Below are 11,344 nucleotides of genomic sequence, written 5' to 3' on the forward strand. Positions count from 1 at the left end.
CCGGCCGCGCCTGGGCCGCACCCCGGCCGGCCGGGGTGCGGCGCGCCTCAGCCCGGGTAGACCGGAGACCCGCCGCCCGCGACCACCGTGCGCCACTGCGCCCCCGGCGGCAGCCAGACGATGCCGTCCTCCGAGAACGCCACCACCGGCTTCGGCTTCGACTCGTCCTCCGCGGCCGCGACCGCGACCTCGGACAGCCCCGTTGCCCCCGGCAGGCTCGCCGCGACCATCGAGCCGTCCGCCAGCATGTAGCGGGCCTGCTGCACCCCGCCCTTCTCGCGGCCCACCACCAGCAGCCGGCCCCGCGGCGCCCAGCTCATCGTCGTCACGTTCGCCATCTGAGGGGCCGCGGGACGCAACTCGCGCACCGACACCGCGGAGACGTCGCCCTTCGCGTCGGGCCGCTCGACCCGCCCGATGTAGAGCATCTTGCTGTTGGCGTCCTCCTCCAGCAGCAGCGCGATCCGCGCGCCGTCGGCGGACACCTTCAGCGAGGCGATCCGCCGGTTGTCGAGCCCCGCCACCTGCACCCTCTCGGGCGTCCCGGTCCCGCCCGGCACCCGCCACAGCCCCGGGTGCTGCGGATCCCGGTCCGCGACCCACAGGTCGCCCGAGACGTCCCAGCTCGGCGCCGTCAGCGTCTCCGCCTTGCCGCCCCTGCCGATCGGCACCTGCGCCGGCATCGGCCCGCCCCCGGACATCGACACCACGTACAGCCCGTGCCCGTCCTCGGAGACCACGGCCGCGCGCCGCTCGTCGTGCGAGACGGCGGCCGAGCTGACCTTGAACAGCGGGAGCGTCGCCAGTGGCCCCGGCACCGGCTCGGTGTGGGTCTGCTGGTCGTCGCTGCTCACGTCGAGCTTCATCCGGACCAGCCGCTTGTCGTTGTCGACGAAGTACTGGAAGTCGGGGATCTTGGGCCGGTTGGCGATCGCGTCCGCGCTCACCGACGTCACCGAGCACAGTGACGACGTCTTGTCGTCGGAGGAGCGCAGCAGTTCGACCTGGTCCAGCCGCGACCCCGTCAGGTCCTTGACGGTGTACAGGAGTTGGGTGGCCATCTTCTTGCACTGCGGCTGCGCGATGTTGCCCACCTTGTCGTTGAGCGGCACGCGCAGCGTGTTCTGGCCGTCGTACGAAAGGGACTTGGTGCCCGTACGCAGTTCCGTACCGGTGGGGAAGCTGGACTCCACGACCGGCGCCAGCCACCGCGACGGCCCGGCGAGCAGCGACTGCACGGTCTGTGTGGTCGGGTCCATCCGCGAGTCGGGGTCGGTGCGCTGGCGTACGTAGACCGGGTCGGCGACGAGCGTGCCGCCCGCGAAGTAGTACTTGTTCACCGGCATGTAGATGCGCTGGAAGTCGGACTCGCTGAGCACGAGACCGCTCGGCGGGGTCGAGATGCGCCACTGCTTGTCCTCGTCCTGGACGAGCTGCAGCTGTTCCTCGTAGTCCCCGACCCCGGTCTGCGGCTGGTAGGCGCTGTGTTCGTCGACGGTCGCCAGCTTCTTGCCGGTCACCTTCCAGCGGGGCCCCTCGGGGTCCTTCTCACCGCGGACCGCGACCCGGCTTAGGCCGGAGGACAGCACCGTGACGGCCGAGCCGGGCTTCCAGGACTTCGCGGCGGCCGGCGTGAGGTACTTGCGGGCGGTCTCCAGCTGCGGGTCGTCGCTGGTCATCGCCTCCAGGAAGCCGTCGACGATCTCCGCCGGTGTGGCCTTGTCCGCGGGCGGCACGCCGAACACCCGCACCTGCGAGTCCACGCCCTGCGAGGCCTGCACCGCGCGGATCTCGCCGCTGTCGGGCATCGAGGCGCAGCCGGCCAGGAGCAGCCCGGCCGCCGGGAAGGCGTACACCCGCAAGGTGCGCAGGCGCCGGCCCTTCACCCGTGCGCTCCCCCACCGCGCGTCCACGGGCTCACCGTCCATCGGCTCGATCCTCCTGTTGTGCCTGCTCGGCCGGCCGGGCAACGACCCTGGCCCCGTTCCCCGGCAGGGCCGTCGGGTCGGCGGGCACCGACGTCGCGCCCGCGACCGGCGACCGCGGCGGTATCGGCGAGCGGTCCCCGGCATCGGCCGTCTGCCGCTCCGCCGCACTGCCCGAGGCCGCCGCGGCGTCCGCCGCGGCCCTGGCCCGGTTCGCCCGGGAGTCCTCGGGCTCCAGCGGGATGGGCGAGCCCCGCAGCGGCTCGTCGGCCGTGCGCGGCAGCGTCAGCCGGAACTGCGAGCCGCCGCCCGGCTCGCCCCACGCCTGCAGCCAGCCGCCGTGCAGCCGGGCGTCCTCGACGGCGATGGACAGGCCCAGGCCCGTCCCACCGGTCGTACGCGCCCGCGCCGGGTCGGCCCGCCAGAAGCGGTTGAAGACGCGGGTCGCCTCGCCGGGCTTGAGCCCGACGCCGTAGTCCCGTACGGCGACGGCGACGGCCCCGCCCGCGGACGCCAGCCGCACCACCACGTCCCGGCCCTCGCCGTGCTCCACGGCGTTGACGACGAGGTTGCGCAGCACCCGCTCGACGCGCCGCGAGTCGGCCTCGGCGATCACCGGCTGGGAGTCGCCGAGGACCCGGATCCGGGTGCCCTTGTGCTCGGCGAGCGGCTCCGCCCCGTCGATGACGCGGCGCACCACCTCGCGCAGGTCGATCGGCTCGGCCTCCAGGGCCGCCGCCCCGGCGTCGAAGCGGCTGATCTCCAGCAGGTCGGCGAGGAGCGACTCGAAGCGGTCGAGCTGGCCGGCGAGCAGCTCCGCGGAGCGCGCGGTCACCGGATCGAAGTCGACGCGGGCGTCGTGGATGACGTCGGCGGCCATCCGTACGGTCGTCAGCGGGGTCCGCAGCTCGTGGCTGACGTCCGAGACGAACCGGCGCTGCATCCGGGACAGCTCCTCCAGCTGCTGGATCTTGTTCTGGAGGTTCTGCGCCATCTTGTTGAAGGCCTCGCCGAGACGGGCGATGTCGTCCTCGCCGGTGACCTTCATCCGCTCCTGGAGCCGCCCCGCCGACAGCCGCTCGGCGATCCCGGCGGCCATCCGTACGGGGCTCACGACCTGGCGCACGACGAGCCAGGCGATGCCGCTCAGCAGGACGACGACGAACAGCCCGGCGGTGGCGATGGTGGACTTGACCAGGTTGAGGGACTCCTCCTCCTGGGTCAGCGGGAAGAGGTAGTACAGGTCGTACGGGTCCCCGTTGATGTCGGTCAGCCGCTTGCCCACGACCAGCGCCGGCTCGGGCTCCTTCTGGTCGGCCCCGCTGGTGTAGCGGATCTCGGAGAAGGTCTTGAAGGTGCCGGTGGCGTGGTTGACGGCGCGGCGCAGGCTGAGCGGCACGCTGGCGGTCGGATCCACGTTCCCGGAGGCGCGGGCGCCCCGGACGCCCTGCGCGCCGGGCTGCGGCTGCTCCCCGGTGCCGGCACCGAGCGCGACCACCTCGAAGGCGGTCTGCCCGCCACTGGCCAGCTGCTTGACCAGGGAGTTCATCCACGTACTGGCGTCACGGCCGACTTTGTTGTCGGTCGCGTCGGGCCCGTCCACGGTCGCGGGGGTGTTGGCCTTCTCCTGCGCCACCGCGAACCCGCCCGCGGCCTGGCTCTGCGCGGCCTCCTCCTTGGCGTCGAGGAGGCCCTTGCTGACCTGCGCGATGACGACGAAGCCCAGGGCCAGGACCACGGAGAGCGAGATCAGCAGCGTGGCGGCGACCACCCGGAGCTGGATGTTGCGCCGCCACAGCCGGACAGCCGGAAGCAGCGGCCGCCGCACGAGACGTACGAACAGCCGCAGCATGCGGCCCGCGGGCGCCCCGTCCCGGAGCAGCCTGCCGGTCCACAGGCGGGAACCGCCGCGGACCCTGCCCGAGGTGCCGGACTGCACGTCAGCTGGGTCCGGCCTTGTAGCCGACACCGCGCACCGTCACGACGATCTCGGGGCGCTCCGGGTCCTTCTCGACCTTGGAGCGCAGCCGCTGCACATGCACGTTGACCAGGCGGGTGTCCGCCGCGTGCCGGTAGCCCCAGACCTGCTCCAGCAGCACCTCGCGGGTGAACACCTGCCAGGGCTTGCGCGCGAGCGCGACCAGCAGGTCGAACTCGAGCGGCGTCAGGGCGATGGACATGCCGTCCCGCTTGACCGAGTGCCCGGCCACGTCGATGACCAGGTCACCGATGGCCAGCTGCTCGGGCGCGGGCTCCTCCGACCGGCGCAGACGGGCCCGGATACGTGCCACCAGCTCCTTCGGCTTGAACGGCTTGACGATGTAGTCGTCGGCCCCGGACTCCAGGCCCACGACCACGTCCACCGTGTCGCTCTTGGCGGTGAGCATGACAATCGGCACGCCGGACTCGGCCCGGATCAGCCTGCAGACCTCTATGCCGTCCCGTCCGGGCAGCATGAGGTCCAGCAGGACCAGGTCGGGCTTCGCCTCCCGGAAGGCAGCGAGTGCCTTGTCACCGTCCGCTACGAACGACGGCTCAAAACCTTCTCCCCGCAGCACAATGCCGAGCATCTCGGCCAGCGCGGTGTCGTCGTCGACGACGAGGACGCGTCCCTTCATGTTTGACATCATCCCATTAGCCAATCGTTACCCGGCGGTGAGCTGTCCCACAGCCAAAAGGGCTGGAAATCGCCCCTCGGACCTGCGTGGACATCGGCTCGACCGGTCTGACCCGGATCCGGGCGACAATTGAAGGTACGGGCTACCGGGCATCCGGGGGGACGGCTGGTCCGTTCGGGGTCCTCACGTGGCACGATGGCAGCGACCAGCGCCCCCGCCGCAGCAGGTGGATGTGAAGGAGCGACGATGAACGACTCTCCGGGCTGGGCTACGCCCGGATCCTCTCCGTCCGACGACGACCGGCAGGCAACCCCCGCCGGCCGGCCGGCCACCGACGGCGGCGCGCAGCAGCCCCAACAGCCCACCGGCGACCCCAAGTGGTCCGCCGAGCAGCCCCCGCCCGGCCAGTGGTCGAGCCCCGGCGCGACACCTCCCGCCGACACCCCGCCCCCCGCGGCGCAGCCCGCCGCGGGCTGGGGACAGCAGCCCGGCACCTCGTACGGCGGCCAGTACTCCTACCCGGGCGGCCCGGGCCAGTGGGGCCGGGCCGCCGCCGCCAAGCCCGGAGTGATCCCGCTGCGCCCGCTGGGCCTCGGCGAGATCCTCGACGGCTCGGTCGCCACCATGCGCACGCACTGGCGCTCCGTCGTGCCGATCACCCTGGTCGTGGCCACGGTCATCCAGGTGATCAGCGTGCTCGTGCAGAAGTTCATGCTGAGCGACCTGCCCCTCAGCTCCACCGAGGACATGACCGCCGAAGAGGCGATCGACAGCCTCGGCAGCACCCTCGCGGTGTCGGTGGTCAACCAGTTCATCCAGGTCCTCGGGACGATCGTGGTCACCGCGATGCTCACGATGATCTTCAGCCGGGCCATCCTGGGACAGCACTCCTCGGTCTCCGACGCCTGGCGCGACGCCCGCCCCCAGCTGCTGCGCCTGGCCGGCCTGACCCTGCTGCTGGCCCTCGGCATCATCCTGCTCGGGGCCGTACTGGTCCTGCCCGGAGCCCTCGCGGGCAGCGTCGGCCTCGCCGTCGTCGGCTTCGTCGCCTGGCTGCCGCTGATCATCTGGCTCGGGATCAAGTTCAGCCTGGCCTCCCCCGCCCTGATGCTGGAGAAGAGCACCGTCTTCAAGGCCTTCGCGCGCTCCTCGAAGCTCGTCGGCGGCTCCTGGTGGCGCATCTTCGGCATCACGGTCCTCACCAGCCTGATCGCCTTCATGGTCGCGCTGATGGTCGTGGCACCGTTCCAGATGATCGGCCTCTTCGCCTTCGGCGGCGGCATCGACTCCCTGGAGGACGGCAGCGCCCAGTCCGCCTGGGGACCGCTGATCTTCTCCGGCATCGGCCTGATCATCGCCCAGACGATCATCATGCCCATCCAGTCCGGCGTCACCGTCCTCCTCTACGTCGACCAGCGCATCCGCCGCGAGGGCCTCGACCTGGAGCTCGCCCGGGCGGCCGGCATCGAGAACTACGGCACGACCGGAGGCTGACCCACCGATGATGAGCACGGGGGGCCTCATCACCCGCACAGCGGCGCTCCTGCCGGGCGCGGAGACACCACCGGTGACGACACCGCGCACCCCCGCCCAGGAGGCGGCGGAGCGCGAGCTGTCCAAGCCGATGTACCACGAGAACGACCCGAGCCTGGTGGACCGCGCCCTGCGCGCCTTCTTCGACTGGCTCGACGACCTGTTCGGCGCCGCCTCCGGGGCGACCCCCGGAGGCGCCGCGGGCCTGGTCGCCATCCTCCTCCTGGTCGTCCTGGCCGTCGCCGCCCTGTGGTGGCGCCTGGGCTCCCCCCGCCGCGCCGCCACCTCCGCGAGCGCCCTCTTCGACGACGGCGTCCGCAGCGCGGCCGACCACCGCACCGCCGCCGAGGCCCACGCCGCCGCCGGCCGCTGGACGGAGGCCGTCCAGGAACGCATGCGGGCCGTGGTCCGCTCCTTGGAGGAACGCACCCTCCTGGACCCCCGCCCGGGCCGCACCGCCGACGAGGCGGCCGCCGAAGCCGCGGTGTCCCTGCCGGACCACGCCGCCGACCTCCGCGCCGCCGCCCGCACCTTCGACGACGTCACCTACGGCGGCCGCACCGCCGACCCCGACACCTACGCCCGCCTGCGCACCCTCGACCTCACCCTGGACCGCACGAAGCCGCTCCTGACAGGACCCACCGCATGACCGGCCCCAGCGACCCCGAGAGCGCCGCGCCCAACCCCGGCGGAACCGGGAGCACCCCAGGCCAGGACACCGAACCCACACGGCCCGACGCCGCCGGTTGCGGCGGGGCCAGAAGCACGCAGGGGCAATCCCCCCAGAGCACCGAACCCACACCGTCCGACGCCGCCGGTTCCAGCGGGGCCGGGAGTGTGTCGGGGCGATCCCCGCAGGGCGCCGAACGCACCGCCGCCGCACTGTCCGACCGTGAGCACCGTTCGGCGCCCGAGGAGACGCCCCGGCGCGCGCCCGGCCCCGCCGGAACCGCCCCGGCCGCCGCCGAAGCCCCCGCCGCAGGCGGAGCCCCCGGCGCGGAGCCCGGCCGAGCCCCCGGCACGGGGACCCGCAAGCGGGCGATCCGCCGAACCGCCGCCGTCCTCGCCGTCCTCGCCGCCGGCGCCGTCATCCTCGCCGCCCTGAACTCCGGCACGCGCCACGGCCACCTCGACCCCCGCTCCGCCGACCCCACCGGCAGCCGCGCCGTCGCCGAGCTCCTCAAGGAACGCGGCGTCACGACCCGCGTCGTCACCACCGCCCGCGAGGCCGCCGACGCGACCGGCCCCCGCACCACCCTCCTCGTCACCGACCCGGACCGGCTCGGCGCCGGCCAGCGCAGCGCCATCCGCTCGGCCATCGACCTGTCCGGCGGCCGCACCGTCCTCCTCGCACCCGGCGACCACAGCCTCTCCGACCTGTCCCCCGGGGTCCGTACCGAGGGCGACGCCGGCAGCGACGACCTCGACCCCCGCTGCGCCCTGCCCGCCGCCACCTCGGCCGGCCGCGCCGGCACCGGCGGCGACCTCCGCTACACCACCGCCCTTCCCGGGGCCACCGCCTGCTACCCCAGCGGCGGCCACCCCACCCTCCTCGTCCTCCCCACCGGCACCACCGGCGGTGACACCGTCCTCCTCGGCTCCGAGACGATCCTCCTCAACGAGTCCCTCGCCGAGCAGGGCAACGCCTCCCTCGCCCTCCAACTCCTCGGCTCCCGCCCGGACCTCGTCTGGTACATGCCGTCCCTCGCGGACTCCGACCCCGGCACCGGCCCCGGCGGCCAGGACAAGTCCCTCCTCGAACTCGTCCCGGCCGGCTGGTCCTGGGCCCTGCTCCAGCTCTTCCTCGCCGCCACCCTCGCCGCCCTCTGGCGCGCCCGCCGGCTGGGCCCCCTCGTCACCGAGAAGCTCCCCGTCGCCATCCGCGCCTCCGAGACCACCGAGGGCCGCGCCCGCCTCTACCGCAAGGCCGGGGCCCGCGACCGCGCCGCGACCGTCCTGCGCGCCGCCACCCGCGAACGCCTGGCCGCGCTGGTCGGCGTACCGCCCACCCAGGCCCACGAACCGGCCGCCCTGGTCCCGGCCGTCTCCGCCCGCCTGACCGGCGAGCCCCGGGACGTGACCGCCCTCCTCTTCGGCACCACCCCCTCCGACGACGCGGCGCTCGTCGCGCTCGCCGACCACCTCGACGCCCTCGAAAGAGAGGTCCGCACCTCATGACGTACCCGGCCACCGAGTCCACGGGCGCGGCCGCGACCGCGGACAGCGCCCGCGCTTCCCTCGAAGCGCTCCGCACCGAGATCGGCAAGGCCGTGGTCGGTCAGGACTCCGCCGTCACCGGCCTCGTCGTCGCACTGCTGTGCCGCGGCCACGTCCTCCTCGAAGGCGTCCCCGGCGTCGCCAAGACCCTCCTCGTACGGGCCCTGGCCGCGTCCCTCGAACTCGACACCAAGCGCGTCCAGTTCACCCCCGACCTGATGCCCAGCGACGTCACCGGCTCGCTCGTCTACGACGCCCGCACCGCCGAGTTCTCCTTCCAGGACGGCCCGGTCTTCACCAACCTCCTCCTCGCCGACGAGATCAACCGCACGCCCCCCAAGACGCAGTCCTCCCTCCTCGAAGCGATGGAGGAGCGCCAGGTCACCGTCGACGGAACCCCCCGCAAGCTCCCCGAGCCGTTCCTCGTCGCCGCCACCATGAACCCGGTCGAGTACGAGGGCACCTACCCGCTCCCCGAAGCCCAGCTGGACCGCTTCCTCCTCAAGCTCACCGTGCCCCTCCCCTCCCGCGAGGACGAGATCGGCGTACTGAGCCGCCACGCCGCCGGCTTCGACCCCCGTGACCTGAAGGCCGCCGGCATCCGCCCGGTCGCCGGCCCGGCTCAGCTCGAAGCGGCCCGCGCGGCCGTCGCCCGCGTCTCGGTCTCCCCCGAGATCGCCGGCTACGTCGTCGACATCTGCCGCGCCACCCGCGAATCGCCGTCGCTCGTCCTCGGCGTGTCCCCCCGCGGCGCGACCGCCCTCCTCGCGACCGCCCGCGCCTGGGCCTGGCTCACCGGCCGCGACTACGTCACCCCCGACGACGTCAAGGCCCTCTCCCTCCCGACACTGCGTCACCGCGTGCAGCTGCGCCCGGAGGCGGAGATGGAGGGCGTCACGGCCGACGCCGTCATCACGGCGATCCTCTCCCACGTCCCCGTCCCGCGCTGATGGCCCTCACCGGACGCGCCGCCCTGCTGGCGGCCCTCGGCAGCATCCCGGTCGGCGTCCTGGAGCCGAGCTGGGCGGGCATGCTCGCGGTCAACGGCCCGATCGCGCTGGCCTGCGCGGTCGACTACGCCCTGGCCGCCCCGGTACGCAGCCTCGTACTGGCCCGCTCCGGCGACACCTCCATCCGCCTGGGCGAGCCCGCGGACGTCCATCTCACGGTCACCAACCCCGGCCGCCGCACCCTGCGGGCCCGCGTCCGCGACGCCTGGCCGCCGAGCAGTTGGACTCCGGGCACGGAGGCGGCCGCGTCCCGCCACGAGATGGTCGTCCCGGCGGGCGAGCGACGGCGCCTGACGACCCGTCTGCTTCCCACCCGCCGCGGCGACCGGCGCGCGGACCGCGTCACGATCCGCTCGTACGGCCCGCTGGGCCTGTGGGCCCGTCAGGGCTCCCACCCCGCCCCCTGGACGGTACGGGTCCTGCCCCCGTTCACCAGCCGCAAGCACCTGCCGTCCCGGCTGGCCCGGCTGCGTGAACTCGACGGCCGCACCAGCCTCCTGACCCGCGGTGAGGGAACCGAGTTCGACAGCCTGCGCGACTACGTCCCCGGCGACGACACCCGTTCCATCGACTGGCGTGCCACGGCCCGTCAGCACAAGGTGGCCGTCCGCACCTGGCGTCCCGAACGCGACCGGCACATCCTGATCTGCCTCGACACCGGCCGCACCTCGGCGGGCCGCGTCGGCGACGCCCCGCGCCTCGACTCGTCCATGGACGCGGCCCTGCTGCTGGCGGCCCTGGCCACCCGCGCCGGCGACCGGGTGGACCTCCTGGCCCACGACCGCCGCCCCCGCGCCCAGGTCCAGGGCCGGGCGGCAGCCGACGTCCTGCCGTCGTTCGTGAACGCGATGGCCACCCTCGAACCGGAACTGGTCGAGACGGACTCCCGCACCCTGGTGTCCACCATCCTGCGCAACGCCCCGCGCAGGTCCCTGGTGGTCCTTCTGACGAGCCTGGACGCCGCCCCGATCGAAGAGGGCCTGCTCCCGCTCCTCCCCCGTCTCACCCAGCGCCACACGGTCCTGCTGGCCTCGGTGGCCGACCCCCACGTGGCGGCGATGGCCGCCTCCCGGGGCACGGTGGACGCGGTCTACGAAGCCGCGGCCGCCACCCAGACCCAGGCCCAGCGCCGCCGCACGTCCGACCAGCTCACCCGCCACGGCGTCCACGTCGTCGACGCCACCCCCGACACCCTGGCCCCGACCCTGGCCGACGCCTACCTGTCCCTCAAAGCAGCCGGCCGCCTCTAGCTCAACTCCGCTCGGGCCATCGCCTGGCTGGATACGCTGGTTGGGACCCACCAGGAGGACATCATGGCCGACCTCACCCCCGAGCAGATGCGCCGCATGCACGACTTCGCGGAACAGCTCGCGGAGCTGGCCGAGCACCAGGAAGACCAATGGAAGGTGCAGACCACCGACGGTCAGATCTTCCTCACGATGATGAGCCCCACGGCTCCCCACGGGCTCAACGTGGTGCGGCTGCGCCGTCAGATCGAGGCCCAGACGCCAGAAGTCATGGCCCTCAACGACACGAACATGGGTGATCCTCAAACCGGCTTGACCAAGGTCCCCGATCTCATGGTCATCGCGGAGGAAGACACCGACGACACCGCCAAGGTCGTCAACGCCCGCGACGTCCTGCTGGTGGTCGAGGTCGTCTCACGCACGAACTCGCTGACTGACATCCGCGACAAGCTGCACGACTACCCCAGGATGGGAGTGCCGCTGTACGTCGTCGTAGATCCCCGCAAGGACAAGAAGACAGTCACCGTGCACAGCGACCCCTCGTCCGGACCCGACGGCATCCGCTACCGGAAAGCGGTCCCCTACGCCTTCGGAGACACCGTCACCGCCGGCCGCTGGACACTCGACACGAGCAGCCTCAAGAGCTACCCCGCCGACTGGTGAGACGAGGCCGGAGCCGGTCAGCGTCGACCGGGCCGTGAACGCAGAAAAGCCCCGCACCAGAAGGTGCGGGGCTTTCCCACAATGATTGTTCGGCGGCGTCCTACTCTCCCACAGGGTCCCCCCTGCAGTAC

9 protein-coding genes are annotated in these 11,344 nt (G+C 73.1%); 6 read left to right on the forward strand and 3 right to left on the reverse strand.

The annotated features are described in order from the left end of the window. Positions 1-47: 47 nt before the first annotated feature. From IG86_RS0125985 to mtrA, 3 genes are all read right to left on the reverse strand, one after another. Positions 48-1,928 (reverse strand): LpqB family beta-propeller domain-containing protein, encoded by a 1,881-nt coding sequence (locus tag IG86_RS0125985; RefSeq protein ID WP_045936553.1) that lies wholly within the window; start codon positions 1,926-1,928, stop codon positions 48-50. Further along, a complete protein-coding gene (mtrB, locus tag IG86_RS0125990; RefSeq protein WP_037848677.1) occupies positions 1,918-3,777 on the reverse strand; it encodes an MtrAB system histidine kinase MtrB in 1,860 nt (619 codons plus the stop codon). The genes IG86_RS0125985 and mtrB overlap by 11 nt, the downstream gene beginning before the upstream one ends. A gap of 88 nt (positions 3,778-3,865) precedes the next feature. After that, positions 3,866-4,555 (reverse strand): two-component system response regulator MtrA, encoded by a 690-nt coding sequence (mtrA, locus tag IG86_RS0125995; RefSeq protein WP_187405629.1) that lies wholly within the window; start codon positions 4,553-4,555, stop codon positions 3,866-3,868. 234 nt (positions 4,556-4,789) lie between these two features. Between mtrA and IG86_RS0126000 the strand changes: the two genes are divergently transcribed. The 6 genes from IG86_RS0126000 (at position 4,790) to IG86_RS0126025 (ending at position 11,213) form a co-directional block, all read left to right on the forward strand. Then, entirely contained in the window at positions 4,790-6,037 is a 1,248-nt protein-coding gene (locus IG86_RS0126000; protein WP_030825462.1) for a DUF7847 domain-containing protein, read from the forward strand. Between the two features lie 7 nt (positions 6,038-6,044). Further along, the gene (locus tag IG86_RS0126005) at positions 6,045-6,725 is read left to right on the forward strand and encodes a DUF4129 domain-containing protein (protein ID WP_030825465.1); all 681 of its coding nucleotides are present in this window, start codon (positions 6,045-6,047) and stop codon (positions 6,723-6,725) included. Between the two features lie 392 nt (positions 6,726-7,117). Then, positions 7,118-8,254, forward strand: a complete 1,137-nt coding sequence (locus tag IG86_RS0126010) for a DUF4350 domain-containing protein (protein ID WP_037943055.1) — start codon at positions 7,118-7,120, stop codon at positions 8,252-8,254. Beyond that, a complete protein-coding gene (locus IG86_RS0126015; RefSeq protein ID WP_030825471.1) occupies positions 8,251-9,243 on the forward strand; it encodes an AAA family ATPase in 993 nt (330 codons plus the stop codon). Before IG86_RS0126010 ends, IG86_RS0126015 begins: the two co-directional genes overlap by 4 nt. Beyond that, positions 9,243-10,553 carry a DUF58 domain-containing protein gene (locus IG86_RS0126020; protein WP_030825474.1) on the forward strand — a complete coding sequence of 437 codons (1,311 nt, stop codon included), beginning with the start codon at positions 9,243-9,245 and terminating at the stop codon, positions 10,551-10,553. The genes IG86_RS0126015 and IG86_RS0126020 overlap by 1 nt, the downstream gene beginning before the upstream one ends. A gap of 63 nt (positions 10,554-10,616) precedes the next feature. Beyond that, a complete protein-coding gene (locus IG86_RS0126025; RefSeq protein WP_051785403.1) occupies positions 10,617-11,213 on the forward strand; it encodes a Uma2 family endonuclease in 597 nt (198 codons plus the stop codon). Positions 11,214-11,344: the final 131 nt, after the last annotated feature.

It is taken from the genome of Streptomyces virginiae (assembly GCF_000720455.1).
Classification (GTDB): domain Bacteria; phylum Actinomycetota; class Actinomycetes; order Streptomycetales; family Streptomycetaceae; genus Streptomyces; species Streptomyces virginiae.

What these genes read in the sequence shown, in the direction of transcription:
- IG86_RS0125985 (WP_045936553.1), bottom strand. Translation starts at nt 1,928, where the DNA reads ATGGACGGTGAGCCCGTGGACGCGCGGTGGGGGAGCGCACGGGTGAAG.
- mtrB (WP_037848677.1), bottom strand. Translation starts at nt 3,777, where the DNA reads ATGCTGCGGCTGTTCGTACGTCTCGTGCGGCGGCCGCTGCTTCCGGCT.
- mtrA (WP_187405629.1), bottom strand. Translation starts at nt 4,555, where the DNA reads ATGATGTCAAACATGAAGGGACGCGTCCTCGTCGTCGACGACGACACC.
- IG86_RS0126000 (WP_030825462.1), top strand. Translation starts at nt 4,790, where the DNA reads ATGAACGACTCTCCGGGCTGGGCTACGCCCGGATCCTCTCCGTCCGAC.
- IG86_RS0126005 (WP_030825465.1), top strand. Translation starts at nt 6,045, where the DNA reads ATGATGAGCACGGGGGGCCTCATCACCCGCACAGCGGCGCTCCTGCCG.
- IG86_RS0126015 (WP_030825471.1), top strand. Translation starts at nt 8,251, where the DNA reads ATGACGTACCCGGCCACCGAGTCCACGGGCGCGGCCGCGACCGCGGAC.
- IG86_RS0126020 (WP_030825474.1), top strand. Translation starts at nt 9,243, where the DNA reads ATGGCCCTCACCGGACGCGCCGCCCTGCTGGCGGCCCTCGGCAGCATC.
- IG86_RS0126025 (WP_051785403.1), top strand. Translation starts at nt 10,617, where the DNA reads ATGGCCGACCTCACCCCCGAGCAGATGCGCCGCATGCACGACTTCGCG.